Source organism: Limnoraphis robusta CS-951 (assembly GCF_000972705.2).
The window spans coordinates 1-17,298 of sequence record NZ_LATL02000029.1; the positions used below are offsets into that span (position 1 = coordinate 1).

A 17,298-nucleotide genomic window follows, 5' to 3' on the forward strand; every position below is an offset into this window, starting at 1 on the left:
TAACAACAGGAATAAAGCTAGACTGAGACTTGCAAAAGCACATCAAAGAGTGGCTAACATTCGCAAAGATACAATTCACAAACTCACCTCATGGCTATGCAAAAACCACGCAGTTATCGGGTTAGAAGACTTGAATGTTTCTGGGATGATGAAAAATCATAAATTAGCGGGTGCTATTGCCGATTCTGCTCTTTATGAAATTCGCCGCCAAGTCGAGTATAAGTCCGAGTGGTACGGCTCAGTAGTAGTTTTTGCTGACAGATTTTATCCGTCAACTAAGACCTGTTCAAATTGCGGTCACGTTCAAGAAATAGCACTGAAAGAACGAGTTTTCAACTGTCAGGCTTGCGGTGTAAGCATTGACCGCGATTTGAATGCTAGCCTAAATTTATTACATTATGCCGAGGGCTTCTCGGTAAAAAGCCTGTCTGACCGGGTGCTGCCGACAGTCCGGGGTGATGCAGCGCAAAGTCCGATCTCGGCGGAAACCGCTCGAGAAGGAACTTTGCAAGACAGGAACGAAACATTAATACGGTTTATACCGTGTTATATCAGTTTTATAAAGCAGAACAGAAGTTAGACCCAATCAGACGGGGTAGGGATAGGGGAAGCTTCAACAGCCGGGAAAACCCGTCAACACCCACTCCCTTTATTTGTTCCGTAGTCCTTGGTAAAATCTCCTGCTAAACATCTCAAATGCCTGATAGAGAAAGTCAAGAATTGACCAGAACCCCCCCAAAAAAGCCTGTAAATATAAATAGGGACAGATGCCCCACTCATTAAACTTATGCTGATCAGAGGAGATAGAATATGCAGCAGTTGACGTCTCAAGCCCTTGAACAAGTGATACCCCCACCCACTCAGACCTCAATTTTAATCATTGGGGGAGCAGAAGATAAAGTTCATGGACGTGAGATTCTGCAAACCTTTTTTAACCGAGCAGGCGGAGTGAAGGCAGAACTTGCCATTATTCCATCGGCATCCCGAGAACCCGCTCTTCAAGGCGAACGTTATCAAAAAATTTTTGAGGAGATGGGGGCTAAAGAGATCAGGATCTTTGATATTCGCGAACGCCATCACTGCGAGAACGCTGAATGGAACTCTTTCCTAGAATCCTCCTGTACAGGGGTGTTTATGACGGGTGGAGATCAACTCCGCCTGTACAGTTTGCTGGCCGATACTCCCCTAATGAGCAAAATTCGGGTGGCCGCTCGTGAAGGGAAAATAGCGCTCGCTGGAACCAGTGCAGGGGCAGCCGTAATGAGTCATCACATGATCGCAGGCGGAGGCAGTGGAGAATGCCCTAATCGTTCCCTGGTCGATATGGCAACGGGTTTGGATATCATACCCGAACTGATTGTCGATCAACACTTTCACAACCGCAACCGTTTGGGTCGCTTGATCAGTGCGATTATCTCTCATCCCGAATGTCTGGGCTTAGGGATAGATGAGGATACTTGTGCCATGTTTGAGGCTCAAGAAAGACTCAAAGTGATTGGCAAAGGCACCGTCACCATTATCGATGCCACTGAAATGTGTTATACCAACGCCTCTAAGGTGGGAGCGGCTGATCCGTTGAGTTTGTTTAATTTGCGAATTCATATTCTCTCTCACGGTGATCAATATAACATTCGCACCCGGGTTCCGACAGCAGCACCGAGCTTGTAGATCACAACGACTCGAACCTCATATTTTTTCCCAAAGAAATGGAACAAAAGGTGCTGCTGAAATGGTAAGGCTCAGGGAGCTGCAGGTAGACAACCGATCCAAAATTGACGGTCAAACTCCTGTAGCCCCTATAACCCTCGCCAAAAATCTAACTGAATTTTTCTAGTCATCAAAAATTTGGGGTCTGAAACCCCGTCCTTTAGGACGGCTTTACATGGTAAAATTGAATTGGTCAACGACCCACCCGAGACGATGGATCAGACAGCCACGATGAGCGAAGTTCAGTATTTTTAACTGACGACGCAGCAAAATCGGTAGACTCAGGAATTGATGAAGGGGCAATGGATAGGCACATCCCCACCAATCACAGCAGAAGAGAATTCCTTTGAGGTTCTCGACACATAGAACCGCAGGACTTGCGGGGATAGTCTGTGGAGCGAACGTAAGACCATAAAACTCCGAAGCGGGTAGAGGCTGTTGCTACGAAGCAGAAACCTAAATCGTGAGGTTTAGGAATCTTCGCCCTTTGGGGCGGAGAGGATGTCAAATTGCTCAACTGTTCATCAAGAACAGTTACGATGTATTTTAAAGTTAGAAATTGATAAAAGTAGAAGTATCACTCTGGAAAATTCCGGCATCACCCACTCACAGACAGATATGAAAATTCTTAAAGTCCTGACATTACGCGGCCCTAACTACTGGAGCATTCGACGGCACAAGCTGATCGTCATGCGCCTTGACCTCGAAGACCTTGCGGAACGCTACTCGAACGATATTCCAGGCTTCTACGAAGGTCTAACTTCTGCACTCCCCAGCTTGGTAGAACATCACTGTTCCCCTGGAGTCAGAGGCGGGTTTCTCAGTCGGGTGCAACGCGGCACGTTAATGGGACACATCATCGAACACGTCGCCCTCGAACTCCAGAACTTGGCGGGAATGTCAGTCGGGTTTGGTCGGACAAGAGAAACCGCCACACCCGGAATTTTCCAGGTTGTCTATGAGTATCAAAGTGAAAATGTCGGTCGCTATGCAGGTCGAGCCGCCGTGCGACTGTGCCAAAATATCGCTGAAACCGGAACTTATTCTGCTGAAGAACTCAACCAAGATATCGAAGACCTCAAAGAACTCAAAGCTCAAGCGGCTCTCGGCCCAAGTACCGATACCCTCGTCGGTGAAGCCGAAGCCAGAGGCATTCCTTGGTTAGAGTTGAATACCCGCTTTATGATTCAACTCGGCTATGGGGTTAATCAAAAGCGCCTTCAAGCCACCTTGAGCGGGAATACCAGCATCTTAGGCGTTGAACTGGCCTGCGACAAAGAAGGCACTAAACAAATTCTGCGAAATGCCGGGATTCCTGTCCCTAGAGGCACCGTGATTCGCTACTTTGATGAGTTGAAAGATGCCGTTGATTTTGTTGGGGGTTATCCGATCGCCATGAAACCCTTAGACGGAAATCATGGTCGAGGCATTACCCTCGATATTAACCTTTGGGAAACCGCCGAACAAGCCTATGATCTCGCAAGCACCGCTTCTAAAACCCGCAGCGTGATCGTAGAACGTTTCTATCAAGGTCGGGACTTCCGGGTATTAGTCGTGGCTGGAAAAGTCGTCGCCGTTGCCGAACGAGTACCCGCTCATGTGATTGGGGATGGCCGCTCAACCGTCGAAGCCTTGATCGAGGAAACCAACCGCGACTCTCGCCGAGGCGATGGACATGATAACGTTCTGACTCGGATTGAAATCGACAAAACCGTTCTCTCTCTCCTCCAGGCTCAAGGCTACGATTTAAACACGGTATTACCAGACGGAAAGATCTGTTTCCTACGGGCTACCGCCAACCTCAGCACTGGGGGAAGCGCGATTGATCGCACCGATGAAGTTCACCCCGAAAATATCTGGCTGTTTTCGCGAGTGGCAAAAATCATCGGCTTGGATATTGCCGGAATTGATGTCGTTAGCCCCGATATTAGCCGCCCCTTACGAGAAGTAGACGGGGTAATCGTCGAAGTGAACGCCGCACCTGGATTTAGGATGCACGTCGCCCCCAGTGAAGGTTTACCCCGGAACGTGGCAGGGGCTGTGATGGATATGTTGTTCCCCAGCACTCAACCCAGTCGCATTCCTATCTTGGCTGTGACGGGTACCAATGGCAAAACTACCACCACTCGTCTACTGGCTCACATTGTCAAACAAACGGGTCGTATGGTTGGTTATACCACCACAGACGGGACTTATATTGGTGAATATCTGGTTGAATCTGGCGATAATACAGGCCCCCAAAGCGCCCAACTGATTCTCTGTGACCCGACGGTGGAAATAGCAGTCCTAGAAGCGGCTAGAGGCGGCATTCTGCGATCGGGTTTGGGGTTTGATGTCTGTGATGTCGGTATTGTCTTGAACGTGTCGGCCGATCATCTGGGTATTGGTGATATTGATACCGTTGAACAACTCGCCAAAGTCAAGAGCGTTGTTGCTGAGTCCGTCATGCCGAAAGGTTACGCGGTTTTGAACGCCGACGATCCGTTAGTCGCAGAAATGGCCGAACGCACCAAAGCCCAAGTCGCCTATTTCTCCATGAACCCGGAAAATGAAACCATTCTCAAACATACGGCGGCCGGAGGGTTGGCTGCGGTTTATGAAAATGGCTATCTTTCCATCCTCAAAGGGGACTGGACGCTACGGATCGAACAGGCGGTAAATGTTCCCCTAACGATGGGCGCTAAAGCCCCATTTATGATTGCTAATGCAATAGCAGCTTGTTTGGCGGCTTTTGCCCAAGGCATCAAAATTGAACACATTCAACAAGGTTTGTCTACCTTTGTCGCCTCTACCTCTCAAACTCCAGGACGCATGAACCTGTTTAATATGGGCAGCTATCACGCCCTGATCGATTATGCTCATAACGCGGCCAGTTATGAAGCGTTAGCAGGCTTTGTTCGCAACTGGGAAGGGGTGCGAATTGGGGTTGTGGGTGGCCCTGGCGATCGCCGCGATGAAGATTTTGTCACCTTGGGACGACTGGCCGCTGAGATGTTTGACCAGATTGTGATTAAAGAAGATGATGACACCCGAGGACGGGAACGAGGAAATGCCGCCGAGTTGATTCGCCAAGGGGTTGAACAGGTATTAAGTCGTGTTCCTGATCCCCGAGTCACCCATGAAACGATTCTCAATGAAACCCAAGCGATAGAAACCACGCTTGATCGCGCTCCAAATGGCGGTTTAGTGGTGATTTTACCGGAAAGTGTGAGTCGGGCGATTAGTCTGATTGAAGCCCGGAACCCGATTAAGGATTCTCTAACAGGTCAAAACGGTACGTCCGCTCCCTATTCTACAGACTTGAAACCCTCCCAGGTGTAAGTTTTAAGGCGGTTTGATTCGGGCTGGAAATTTTTCTGACCTCTCCCCCAACCCCTCTCCACCTCTGGCTACCCTCTCTATCCCCCCTGCCCCCCTTTGAAAGGGGGGTTAGGAGAGGGAAAAGGTGTCCCTAATGGGACTATTGTTTAATGGCGAGGGGAGAAAAATTCTTATTAAGAAAAGGGTGATATTTCTAGATATCACCCTTGAGCGATCGCTCATTTTCTAGAAGAAAGCGATCGCCTCAAAACCTCTAAACAGTCATAAAATCGCTTGATGTTAGAGTAGTCGTATCAAATCCATTGACAATAGCCAATACCTCCGAAGTTGCTGTCAGAATAATCTGATTGCCCGAGAAACTTAAATCGTTGAAACTCAAGCCACTCGCTAACTCGAACTCATCTGGAGTTTGGAAGTCAGTAATCGTATCGGTACCTTTGCCAGCAGCCAAGACAAAAATATCCGGTCCGTTACCACCCGTTAATAGGTCGTTGCCGAGACCCCCATCAAGGAGATCTGGGCCGTTATCGTTACCGTCACCACCGAGGGTATCGTTACCCGCACCGCCATAAAGTTCGTCTGCGCCATTACCACCTGAGATCAAATCATTACCCGCAGTGCCAGTCAGAGTATCTTTGCCATTGCCACCAAAGAAGTTATTACCCACTGTTACCGTCACAGTACCAATATCTGTAGCGATGCCGTCAGAAACGGTGTAATCAAAAGTGGCATTACCACTAAAGCCTGTGGCGCTCGTAAAGACCACATCGCCATTAGTATTGAGACTAACAGTGCCGTTAATGGCGTTGCCCACAGCAGTTATCGTGAGGGTGTCACCATCTGCATCGGTGTCATTGGCGAGTAAGTCAGCAGCAGGGATAGTTTGAGCTGTATTCAATGCTCCAGTAGCACTGTCATCATTGGCTACAGGAGGTTGGTTAGCAACAGCAGGAACATTCTCGAAGTACAGGGTATTGCCATCAGAGTTCCCAACAAAAGCATCGAGATCCCCATCCCCATCGACATCAGCGAAAGTTGGACTAGCATAATATCCCACATCCGTCAGTCCGAAGGGGTTGGTGAGGGGGGTAGCAAAGCTGGGGCTACTGGCTGAACCCGTGTTCTCGAAGTATAGGGCATTGCCATAAATATTCCCCACAAAAGCGTCGAGATCCCCATCCCCATCGACATCAGCAAAGGTGGGGCTGGCGGAACCAGGGATACCAGGACTTCCTACTGTCGTCAATCCGAAGGGGTTGGCGATAGGGGTAGCAAAGCTGGGGCTACTGGCCGAACCTGTGTTCTCGAAGTATCGGGTATTGCCAGCAAAATCCCCAATAAAAGCATCGAGATCCCCATCATTGTCAATGTCAGCCAAGGTAGGAGAGGAATAAAAATCCGGTGAACTACTTAGTCCGAAGGGGTTGGTAACAGAAGAGGCCAAACTGGGACTACTCAGAGTTCCTGTGTTCTCGAAGTATAGGGCATTGCCATACTTCTCCCCAACAAAAGCATCGAGATCCCCATCCCCATCGATGTCAGCGAAGGTAGAGGAAGCAAAAAATCCCACATTCGTCAGTCCGAAGGGGTTGGTAACAGAAGCGGCCAAACTGGGACTACTCACAGTTCCTGTGTTCTCGAAGTATAGGGTATCGCCATCACCATTCCCAACAAAAGCATCAAAATCCCCATCCCCATCAATGTCAGCGAAGGAGGGGGAAGCAAAAGTTACCGCATTCGTCAGTCCGAAGGGGTTGGTTACGGGAGATAAAAAATTTGGGTCAGCCATGATTTTTGATTCCTCTAATTTGACAAAATTTCAGGTTTTCACAGATGTGACTAAGAACTCAGTTGCTTAAGGGCAACATAAGAATGAGTCACCTCGGTTAAATAGGGTTCTAAATGTTTATCAACAAACTGCAACATTGCTGGATTATCCTGGGCTACCGCAAACACACAGTAAGGTACTGAACTGTCCACTTGACGGAGAATAGACTCCGATAACAGAGAAATTCCCCGTCCTAAGCGCTGAAACCGTTTGTCCACAAACATCGTCGAATAACGAATTGCATCACTAGCAACTCGATGAGTTACCATCCAACCCACCAGTTGAGAGTCGTAGCGCAACCCCAAGCTGTTAATGGGTTCAGCCGGGGTATTGCTAAAAGGACTCAAGGGGGTTGGATAGTCAAGGGTTTCAACTTGTTTTTCATCTGCATCAGTTAGTTCACTCCAAGGAAAAATAGTAAATTTGTTCGGTAAAGGATATTTCCCCAACCAAGGCGCTTGAGATACCTTCTGTGTTGTGGTTTTCCCTAACAAAAAGTTGACCTGTGGCGGTTGCCAATTTTGCCGCAATAGTAGGGGTTCAAGGGCTAAAGTTGTGGTAGAAGTGGATTTGTAAAGCAGTTTCAACTGCTGACAACCCAAACTCCTCAAACCGATTTCCAGATTCTCGATTAAACCTGTACCTATTCCCTGCTGGCGATGACTGGGTAAGACAAACAAAGAAATCACTTCCGCTTCAAGCGCTGTTTGGGGTTGAAGGGAAAACACCTCCGCTAAAACTAACCCCACCTTCTCCCCCGCAACTTCTGCTAACATCCCGACTAAGTAGCCTCTGGGTTGTTTGCGACTCCAACGGGTTTGAATTTTGGGAAAAGTAAGGTCATTGTAGGAAATTGACTGTTCAACGGTTAAATTCTGTAAAGGGCGATACTGAACTGAAGATTTTTCTTCACCTGTCCCTGCAATCTTCTTAAACGCTTGCCGTAACCCTCCATTAGTTGAATTAGCTCCCCAACCTAATTTTTTGAGAATGGGTTCTAAAGCTACCTCAGTTAAAGCAGTGGTTTGATAAGTTAGAGATAATTTTTGACAACCCTGTTGTTTTAATTCTTGTTCCAGGTGAATCAGTAATTTAGTCCCAATTCCCTGACGGCGACACTCAGGTAACACCAGCAAAGAAATAATTTCCGCCGTTTCCTCACTGATTCGTTCTGCGATCGCAAACCCGACTAAAGACCCCTCAACCGCCGCCGAAATTCCCAGTAATTCACCTTTTGGGGGTTGGGTCCCCCAGCGCTGCTGTAAACTGGGATAAGTCAGGCGATCGTAAGTTAAGGCGTTGCTGGTATTAAGATGATAAACTCGCTGATATTTAACCTGAAGTTGCCGTCGAGATTCTTGGGGTAAACCTGCTACAGGAGGCACTTGACCGATACTAGGTCGTTCTACAGTGGGTTTAGTAGTGACAATTCCCCCAGAATTGGGAAACGTTACTAAGCGCTGCACATCATCTCCTTGTAAACCCAAAGCTTGGGCTTGACAAACTCCCGGCAAAACGACGATATCAAACAATTCTTCAATCGTTTGCCCAATGTGTAACCAATGAACGATTTGCCCATTATTGAGGTCAATTACCATTAAGCCGCAGTGAGGCGTATTTCCCTCAGCTTTCAGGCGCTTTTCGAGAATTAATCCCGTAAAATTGGGAGAACGCAGCTTAGACAACCCCACTACAGCGAAATCTCCCCAAAAGGCTAACCCTCGCACAAACCCCGGACAGAAGGCGATCGGTACAAAGTTACTCCCATCGAGATATCCCAGTTCACCCGTTCCTGAATTGAGTAGCCACAGCTTTCCTTTGTACCACCGAGGAGAATGGGGCATCGATAAACCTGTAGCGATAATTTCGTTGTTCTGCACATCGATAACCACTCCGCCATCAGAACGACAGTTACGCCAACCCGCCGCCGTATCCGTAGTGCTACAAGCAGTGGTGTAAGCGGGTTTCCCTTCTCTCATCGCCAAGCCGTTGAGGTGACAGCGATCTTCGGCGACAAGTTTGGAAATAAAGGGAGGTTGCCACAGTGGAACGAAACTGTAGTCCTTGCTCAGGGTGGCTAAACAACTAAAATCAGTATTGACAAAAATAATATTTTGTGAATCATCAAGGGCTACATCATGGACATTCACATCCCCTGTGGTGTAGGCGGTGCGAGGGCTATAGAGGCGATCGCATTCCCCATACTGTTCTCCTGCTTTTAGGAGATTTTCCAAGTGCCAGAGTTGGTAACGGGTACTCATGTACAGGCGATCGCCTGCTGCATAAAGTCCCATCGGTTTGTCAAATAGCCGTTCGTGGAATTTTAAGCGCCCATTGGCTTGGCTACTGATGAAAAAGAGGCGATTGGTTTGATAGGTCGTAACAGCCAGACTCAAATTTTGTTTGGTCAACCAGCCTGCCAGTTCAGGCGATGCCATGATTTCCAAGGGGGAAGTTTGGGTTGGAGGTTGATTCATGTACTTCTAAAATGTTGCTTTTGGGTATTAATTTGTGACAAATTTACCTCGATAAAAATCATAAAAATTGATGATTTCTCTCCGGCTTGTTAGGTTTGTTATTGTAGTTACTTATTGTGTACTATGGGGTATGGAACTAACCACCTATCCTAGCCATCGCCGACTAAAATTCTGTTCACATAAAGATTTACGCAGCTAATTCTGCGTATTTTTAATATATCAATAAATTTTAGACAGTCATGTAAATATAGACGAATTAATCTAAAAAATCTCTTGATTTTTTAGATTAATTTTGAAGTTATTGTAAAGTTTGGACTTGGCCAAAAAAAACTACGCTTGTATGATCCACTAATCAAGCGTAGAATATTGTGATTTATCTCTTAGTTCTAGTTTTCGTCGGATTTTTTCACTTCGGGGTTGTCATTTTCAGCTTCGGAGTCATTTTTAATTTCATCTTTGAAGCCTCGTAACGCTTGACCGAGGGTTTTTCCCAACTCGGGGATTTTCTTTGGCCCGAAGATCAACACCGCCAGTAACAAAATTACCCCCATTTCCGGCCATCCCAAACCAAACATCACAGTCTCCTACAAGCCAATAGACACCTTCATCATACTGGGAAATGTGGGACTACTCGCCGAAAACGCTCAGGGCGTCAAAGCGGCTTGATTTTGACAACCGTTAGTTTTTGCAGACGGTAATCTGATATTCTGGATCTAAAGATAGTCTCTTACAGAGTTTTGGGTGTCGCAATAGGCACAGATTTTTAAATGCTAGAAGCATCAACTCCTTCCCTGCGTGAACAACAACATTCCCTGATTCGTCAACTCGCCAACCGAATTGAAGCCATTTGGGAACAATATCTCGATCTTGAACCCTATCAGCTTCCGGCTGAGTTGGGCTATGTCGAAGGGCGACTAGAAGGGGAAAAGCTGATCATTGAAAACCGATGTTATCAAACTCCACAATTTCGCAAGCTTCATCTAGAATTGGCGAAAGTTGGTCAGAGTTTGGATATTCTTCATTGTGTAATGTTTCCTCGGGTTAACTACGCCTTACCGATGTTTGGGACGGATTTAGTGGGGGGACGAGGAAAAATTAGTGCGGCGATTGTTGATTTATCTCCGATTTACCCAAAACCCCATCTTCCCAGGGATTATTATACGGCTTTATCTTCTTTACCGAATTCCTTTTCTCAGCCTCGCGACATTCCCAACTGGGGGGATATTTTCTCGGAATTTTGCTTATTTATACGCCCGATGGGTGAAGCGGAAGAAGCGGAATTTTTAAACCGTGTTGATGCTTATTTGCGGGTTCACTGTCAATATGCGATCGCTTTGACTCCGGTTTCCACTGAGGAACAGATTCAGATTCAAGCCGCCCAACGTTATTATTGCACCCAACAGCAACAAAATGACAAAACTCGCCGGGTTCTGGAAAAAGCATTTGGGACAGACTGGGCTAATTATTACATGACAACCGTATTGTTTGACTATGCGGAATAATCCCTGAACCTAAATTAGAAATTAAGCATGAATGACTGACATCTGACACACCTGAATGGGCGCTTAGATCAACTACAAACGCGATGGAAATTCGTTCTGATCTTTCTCAAGCCGAACTTAAGGCTGTACAGTTTTATTCGTCACCCCTGATGAGCGGAAATTTTAGAAATTGCGGCTGGAAATCTTCCTAAAACCTAAGAATTTACTTCTTGGCTTTTGATATTTTTGGGTCTTCTTTTGTCATTTCTATCCGATTTATTGTTTCTTTTCAGGGGTTTACCATCTGGAGAAACCGCTTTTTGAATCCCACTATCAGGCGTTTGACGAGTGGTTCTAAAGGTAACATTCATCCCTTCATTGGATTGTTCTAACACCAATAACGGAGTCGGTTTAGCTTTTTGATCCCATTGAATTTGTACAATTCTACCTTGAATAGTCGGTTGCCAATTTTCTCGATCATCCGAAGGACTGAGATAGGTTTCTAAACAGTCAATAATTTGATTAATGGTTGCTGAAGTGGCTTGAGTCGGGAGTTTCATCAGTCGAATTTGAATGCGAAATAGCACCCGCTTCTTAACCGCAGTTCCCTGTCCGGTTTCATACTCTACATCAAACATTGAATCGACTTGACGACCTGTTCCGGCATTGCTTTTTTCTCCCACCGCTGCCTGAGTTGGACGCAGAGCTAAAGCAATTTGTTGCTTGACTTTCATCTTGATTTGAACAATAATAGCATAATGGAAAACATCCTCAGCCATTCGCATTCTCAGATAATCTAAGTTAAAATCTCGCGAGTGAATGAGATCAGGATTTTTCTCCATTTTGGAGATCGTTCCCAACGCTAACTTATACTTTTTCTGTAACTCTCTATTTCTAAACTCCTCCATTTTTAGCTGTTTATTGATCTCTTGAGTTTTTAGCTTAAAGAGGATAGAGAAAATAATCAAGATCAGCAGTAGTATTCCCGTTGATCCCATCCAAATGATCTCAGGTGTGAGAGACTGAGATTGAGTCGGACTCGGAACAGGGGAAGCTTGAGCAAGTTGGGTTCCTGTATGGATAACTGGGGCAGACATAAGCTGTAATTAATTAAAAAGGCTCCTGATTTGAGTCTCAATACTATTTTGACATCCTCTCCGTCGTAAACAACGGAGATTCCAAACATCACTATTTGGGCTTCCTCTTTCGTTGAGTTGACTTACAAGGGTTGGGTTTCCCCGCCCAAGCAGAGATCAGTCTCTCGGGAGGCGTTGATAACAGTGCTGCCCGACGGTATTTTCAAAACAGATATGATAACATTGGCTCGGCAAACATTACCCCAGAAATGGGTGTTGGGGGCAACCATACCCCCATTAATTTTTTTATACAGGCGGTTTTAACCGCTCGTGTCGTTTTTCCTCCCCGGTCAAAAGACACGGGGCTTCCAAACTCCCTCTGGTTTCTCGTGAGTAAAAATCTCCTGAAGGATATCAGAGTTTTTAGATAAAAACCAACACTTGCACAAAACCCTACCATAGATTTTGATACGCTGATAGCGTTAGGATAGAGATATTTAGACTCAGCAAATTTTTTGGAATTAGACTTGTGAGTTGTGACCTACGAACCCCTCCACCACAAATATCGCCCTCAAACCTTTGCTGACTTGGTTGGCCAAGATGCGATCGCCACAACGCTCACCAACGCCATTTGTAGTCAGCGTATTGTTCCCGCATATCTGTTTACGGGGCCGAGGGGAACGGGTAAAACCTCAAGTGCGCGAATTTTAGCCAAATCACTCAACTGTTTGTCTGCTGACCAACCTACCGCTAAACCTTGCGGAACCTGTGCAGTTTGTAAAGGAATTACCAACGGTTCAACCTTGGATGTGATTGAAATTGACGCCGCCAGTAATACCGGGGTTGATAATATTCGAGAACTAATTGAACGCGCTCAATTTGCGCCTGTTCAATGTCGTTACAAAGTTTATGTCATTGATGAGTGTCATATGCTCAGTACCGCCGCATTTAATGCCCTACTCAAAACCTTAGAAGAACCACCCGAACGAGTTGTTTTTGTCCTCGCTACAACCGATCCTCAACGAGTTTTACCGACGATTATTTCGCGTTGTCAACGATTTGATTTTCGCCGCATTCCCCTTGAACCGATGGTGCTGCATTTAGAAAAAATTGCTCACCAAGAAAACATTCCCATCACGTTAGATGCCGTTAAAATGGTGTCTCAAATTGCACAAGGTGGACTCAGAGATGCGGAAAGTTTACTCGATCAATTAAGCTTACTTTCTGGTAAAATAGACGTTGAACAGGTTTGGGATTTAGTGGGTGCTGTTCCTGAACGAGATTTGATGGAACTCTTAAAAGCGATCTCCTCAGAAAATACAACCGATATCATTGATCGAATTCGTCAACTTCTTAACCGAGGACGAGAACCCCTAATTGTTTTACAAAATTTAGCTGAATTTTATCGCGATTTATTGATTGCTAAAACTGCACCTCAACGTTTTGATTTAGTGAAATTAACTCAACCCACTTGGGAAGAACTTTGTCAATTTTCTCATCGTTGGGAACTCAGCAAAATTTTAGCCGCTCAAAAATACTTACGTGAAAGTGAAACCCAAATTAAAAATACCACTCAACCCCGTTTATGGTTAGAAATTATTTTACTGGGATTATTACCCTCCGCCCTGACTCATTCTGTCCTATCAGTTGAGTCTATTCAAACCCCAACTCTACCCCAAACAACCGCTTCACCAAAGCCTTTTGTCGCGCCTTCAGCCGCACAGTTACCGACACCTACACCCACACCTCAACCCCTAGAAAAACCCGTTGTAGAACCCTCTGAAACTGTCGCTAATGAACCTATTCAAGCTTCACCTTCTGCCAATAGAGAACAATCTAATCGCTCAGAAATAGAGACACCTACACTTTCTTCTAACACAGAAGAATATAATCTCGAAGATGTTTGGCGGGTTGTTCTTGAAGAAGTTAAACCCCCAGGAACCCAAGCTTTATTAAACCAGCATGGACGTTTACTTGGTATGGATACAAACGTCGCCTATATTGGTGTTCCAACTCAGGCGTTATATAAGATGGCACAAGGAAAAATTCCTCATATGGAAGCTGCATTTCAACGAGTGTTTAAAATCCCCGTTAAAGTTCGTTTAGAAGTCGGAACAGAAAAGAAAAAAAATAGTTCATCCTCAAAAGCTTTATCTCCCGAAAAAAATGAGCATCAACCGACAGCATCCCGTGAACCTGCTGTTAGTCCTTCTCCTGAGAAAAACCCGCCAACTGATGAACAATTAGCCGAGACTTCTTCAGAAGAATTATCCCGGGAACCCTCACCTGTTGAACCCCAGTTTGAAACGCCTTCTTCTCCGGTTGAACAATCTCCTAAACCCTTAGAAACTCCTTCCATAAATCTACCAGAAACCTCACATCAAGAAACAAAAAATGATCAGAATTTAGAACAAGATAGGGCTGCTGTTGCTTCTCAGCAACTGGCTGACTTTTTTGCAGGAGAAGTCATAAATTTAAGGGAAGCAAAAGATTTTACAGCCGCGAAGAATGTGTCAGTCTTTACAGAAGAAATATCTACTTTTGAACCCGACGATATTGAACAGGAGGAAGATCAAACAGATGACGACAATTTACCTTTTTAATAATTTTTTTGAACGTTTCAGGTTTTCTCAGGGAGTTCTCAGTTATACTTCAGTATAAATTCAGTCCCGGACAGTAAAATCGAAGCAGAGAATTAATTTTTTATCTATAAAGTTTATCTCTAATTATATTTTTTATTCTTATTAAATTTATGTTATATCAGTACAAAATTCGGTTAGGACATTTCTACATCCTAGAATCCTTTCATAGTCTGCTGTTGCCTGTTCCCTGTTCCCTGTTCCCTAGCGCGTAGCGCTATATATGTTATTAAAATCAATAATAAAACCATGAATGATTGGATTTTAAAATATCTCCCAAATCTCAAAAAAGGGAAGATTTTACCCCCGGTTTCCTTAAAATTCCAACTGACAATCGGAATTACTATTTTTTCGGTGTTGAGTTTGGGAAGTGTTACCACTTGGACGAGTTTGCGAATGCAGAAACTACTGGTTGATAGTCATAAATATAAAATTCAAGAAATCGCTAAAAAGTTTTCCCATGAAGTCTCGGTTTACAGTGAAATGATGTCTCTAGAGGAAGCGATTCAACGAGTCATTGAAAAACCAGAAATCAAAGAACATTTACTTTGGATTCGGGATAATAACGGAAACATTATAACGGAATCTATGGGGTTTCAAGACGATATTAATCCCCAGACTCACGCTCAAATTTTAGAGTATACTAATATGCCTTTAAAGCCGAAGGTTTCTCTAATTGGGGGTCGGTATTGGGTTGCTTGTGGGGGAGAATTTAAGGTAGCTAATCAACAGTTAGGTAAATTGTATTTAGTAACAGATGTTACCCAAGAATATACCATCTTTTTGTCAATCGTTTATAGCTTAATTCCAGCAACAATTCTTGCTACAATATTATTGGTTGTGATTAGTGCTTGGTATATTCGGAAATCTTTAGAACCGTTACAACAGATGAGTCAGCTTACCGAAAATATTTCGGCTGATGCTTTATCTGATTATCGTCTAACCTTAGAACAAGCTCCCAGTGAAGTTTCGATGCTAGCGAATACTTGTAATAAAATGCTAGATCGATTATCGGAATCTTGGGAACAACAGCGACAATTTGTTGGGAATGTTTCCCATGAATTACGCACACCTTTAACGATTGTTCAGGGATATTTACAAAGTACCTTAAGACGAGGTAATAATCTTACCCCTCCCCAGCGAGAAGGGTTAGAAGTCGCGGCGAATGAAACTGAACGCACAATTCGTTTATTACAAGATTTACTCGAACTCGCTCGCGCTGATCATGGGAATCTTCATTTTCAAATTGAAGCATTTGATGTGAATGATTTACTGTCAGAAATTCGAGAAATGGCGCAACAATTTAGTCAAGGACGAGTTTATCTCGAACCGAGTCAAGCGATTATTCAGATTAAAGCGGATCGCAATCGTCTTAAACAAGTTCTACTCAATTTGATTGATAATGCGATCAAATATTCTGAACCCGAACAACCGATTACCCTGAAAGTGAAAAGTCAAGACCAAGAAGTTTATATTAGTGTCTGCGACAAAGGACAAGGTATTCCTTTACAGCATCAAAGCCGCATTTTTGAACGATTTTATCGGGTTGATGAAGCTCGAACTCGTGCGGGAGGAACGGGTTTAGGATTATCGATTGTGAAAACAATTGTTGAAGGAATGGGAGGTCGAGTCACACTGATTTCTAAACCGGGGAAAGGAAGTATATTTACAGTCATTTTACCGGGATTTTAGTTTACTCTCGCAACACATATCCCACACTCCGAACCGTTTGAATGAGACGAGATTCTCCCTCTGATTCTAATTTAATTCGCAGATAACGAACATACACTTCAATAATATTGGAATCCCCCATGAAATCATATCCCCAAACCTTTTCTAGAATTTGATCCCTCGTTAAAACTTGTCGGGGATGACTCATCAAATATTCGAGTAAATCATATTCTTTTGCGGTTAAATCAATTAAACGATTAGCGCGTCGAACTTCCCGAGTTTTTCGATCTAAACTGAGATCACAAAAGGTTAAGAAATCAGCATCAAATTCTTGAAGGCGACGAATATGGACTCGAACTCGCGCTAAAAACTCTTCCAAACTAAACGGTTTAATGATATAATCATCAGCACCAGAGTCTAAGCCCGTGACGCGATCGCTAACTTCATCTTTAGCCGTTAATAAAATAATCGGAACCTGATTATGACTCGCTCTTAAACGACGACAAATTTCAATTCCCGATAATCGCGGTAACATCCAATCTAAAATAATTAAATCTGGATTAGATTCTCGGGCTGTGACTAATCCATTCATCCCGTCTTTTTCCACACTGACTTCGTATCCCTCATAGGTTAACTCTTGTTTGAGAAATTGAGCGAGTGCTTCTTCATCTTCAACCAGTAAAATATGGGTATTCATCGTTTTTTTGTTACAGAATTTAGAGTTTTGAGTTGAATTGAAGTGAGCAATCCTATTCAGTGAAAAAATTGATATGAGTAAGTTTGATTGGATAGAATTGCTAGAATTTTCAACTTTATATCCTAACAAATTTGTGAACTTAATTCTCAAAAAAAAATCTCAGGGTTGCAAAATTTTCGACTTTCCGCTAAAATAAAGCTGGAAAGCTAGACTAGGCTTCTTGTGCCTTCAGGGAAAAATCAAGAACCGCAGAATAAAACTGACCCGTGAACCGAGAGATATTTGTTGGGCTGTTCACAACTGAATTTACCAAAAATTGCCGCACACGCCCCTACCTTCAGGTATGGGGATATAAGGCTCTTTCTAATGCTATAATAACTCTACTGGCAGGGTATTCAACC

Annotated in this window: 11 protein-coding genes; 6 read left to right on the forward strand and 5 right to left on the reverse strand. The window is 44.4% G+C overall.

The window, feature by feature from the left end:
* The 3 genes from WN50_RS02375 to cphA form a co-directional block, all read left to right on the forward strand.
* On the forward strand, nucleotides 1-580 hold a 580-nt coding region (locus WN50_RS02375), incomplete at its 5' end, for an RNA-guided endonuclease InsQ/TnpB family protein (protein ID WP_235440806.1).
* Between the two features lie 230 nt (nucleotides 581-810).
* A complete protein-coding gene (locus WN50_RS02380) occupies nucleotides 811-1,668 on the forward strand; it encodes a cyanophycinase (protein ID WP_046281994.1) in 858 nt (285 codons plus the stop codon).
* 657 nt (nucleotides 1,669-2,325) lie between these two features.
* Nucleotides 2,326-5,028 (forward strand): cyanophycin synthetase, encoded by a 2,703-nt coding sequence (gene cphA, locus WN50_RS02385; protein WP_046282003.1) that lies wholly within the window; start codon nucleotides 2,326-2,328, stop codon nucleotides 5,026-5,028.
* 253 nt (nucleotides 5,029-5,281) lie between these two features.
* On the opposite strand, the gene WN50_RS02390 is transcribed toward cphA, so the two are convergent.
* The 3 genes from WN50_RS02390 to tatA form a co-directional block, all read right to left on the reverse strand.
* On the reverse strand, nucleotides 5,282-6,817 hold the full coding sequence (locus WN50_RS02390; protein WP_046281995.1) for an FG-GAP-like repeat-containing protein: 1,536 nt from the start codon (nucleotides 6,815-6,817) through the stop codon (nucleotides 5,282-5,284).
* Nucleotides 6,818-6,867: 50 nt separating this feature from the next.
* Complete coding sequence (locus WN50_RS33155) at nucleotides 6,868-9,333, reverse strand: TIGR03032 family protein (RefSeq protein WP_082172257.1); 2,466 nt, start codon at nucleotides 9,331-9,333, stop codon at nucleotides 6,868-6,870.
* Between the two features lie 386 nt (nucleotides 9,334-9,719).
* Complete coding sequence (gene tatA / locus WN50_RS02405; RefSeq protein WP_046281996.1) at nucleotides 9,720-9,908, reverse strand: twin-arginine translocase TatA/TatE family subunit; 189 nt, start codon at nucleotides 9,906-9,908, stop codon at nucleotides 9,720-9,722.
* Nucleotides 9,909-10,100: 192 nt separating this feature from the next.
* Between tatA and WN50_RS02410 the strand changes: the two genes are divergently transcribed.
* Nucleotides 10,101-10,835: a phycocyanobilin:ferredoxin oxidoreductase gene (locus WN50_RS02410; protein WP_046281997.1), complete on the forward strand. Its 735-nt coding sequence runs from the start codon at nucleotides 10,101-10,103 to the stop codon at nucleotides 10,833-10,835.
* A gap of 194 nt (nucleotides 10,836-11,029) precedes the next feature.
* On the opposite strand, the gene WN50_RS02415 is transcribed toward WN50_RS02410, so the two are convergent.
* Nucleotides 11,030-11,911 carry a hypothetical protein gene (locus WN50_RS02415; protein WP_046281998.1) on the reverse strand — a complete coding sequence of 294 codons (882 nt, stop codon included), beginning with the start codon at nucleotides 11,909-11,911 and terminating at the stop codon, nucleotides 11,030-11,032.
* A 515-nt stretch (nucleotides 11,912-12,426) separates the two neighbouring features.
* Here WN50_RS02415 and WN50_RS02425 point away from each other — a divergent pair.
* Nucleotides 12,427-14,493 carry a DNA polymerase III subunit gamma/tau gene (locus WN50_RS02425; RefSeq protein WP_046282000.1) on the forward strand — a complete coding sequence of 689 codons (2,067 nt, stop codon included), beginning with the start codon at nucleotides 12,427-12,429 and terminating at the stop codon, nucleotides 14,491-14,493.
* Nucleotides 14,494-14,778: 285 nt separating this feature from the next.
* On the forward strand, nucleotides 14,779-16,221 hold the full coding sequence (locus WN50_RS02430; RefSeq protein ID WP_046282001.1) for a sensor histidine kinase: 1,443 nt from the start codon (nucleotides 14,779-14,781) through the stop codon (nucleotides 16,219-16,221).
* A gap of 1 nt (nucleotide 16,222) precedes the next feature.
* Here the strand turns inward: WN50_RS02430 and WN50_RS02435 are convergent, their stop codons facing one another.
* Nucleotides 16,223-16,897 (reverse strand): response regulator transcription factor, encoded by a 675-nt coding sequence (locus WN50_RS02435; protein ID WP_046282002.1) that lies wholly within the window; start codon nucleotides 16,895-16,897, stop codon nucleotides 16,223-16,225.
* Between the last annotated feature and the right edge of the window lie 401 nt (nucleotides 16,898-17,298).

Bases quoted from the DNA above. Each gene is read 5' to 3' on its own strand.
- WN50_RS02380 (WP_046281994.1), top strand. From the start codon at position 811: ATGCAGCAGTTGACGTCTCAAGCCCTTGAACAAGTGATACCCCCACCC.
- WN50_RS33155 (WP_082172257.1), bottom strand. From the start codon at position 9,333: ATGAATCAACCTCCAACCCAAACTTCCCCCTTGGAAATCATGGCATCG.
- tatA (WP_046281996.1), bottom strand. From the start codon at position 9,908: ATGTTTGGTTTGGGATGGCCGGAAATGGGGGTAATTTTGTTACTGGCG.
- WN50_RS02390 (WP_046281995.1), bottom strand. From the start codon at position 6,817: ATGGCTGACCCAAATTTTTTATCTCCCGTAACCAACCCCTTCGGACTG.
- WN50_RS02430 (WP_046282001.1), top strand. From the start codon at position 14,779: ATGAATGATTGGATTTTAAAATATCTCCCAAATCTCAAAAAAGGGAAG.
- cphA (WP_046282003.1), top strand. From the start codon at position 2,326: ATGAAAATTCTTAAAGTCCTGACATTACGCGGCCCTAACTACTGGAGC.
- WN50_RS02410 (WP_046281997.1), top strand. From the start codon at position 10,101: ATGCTAGAAGCATCAACTCCTTCCCTGCGTGAACAACAACATTCCCTG.
- WN50_RS02435 (WP_046282002.1), bottom strand. From the start codon at position 16,897: ATGAATACCCATATTTTACTGGTTGAAGATGAAGAAGCACTCGCTCAA.
- WN50_RS02415 (WP_046281998.1), bottom strand. From the start codon at position 11,911: ATGTCTGCCCCAGTTATCCATACAGGAACCCAACTTGCTCAAGCTTCC.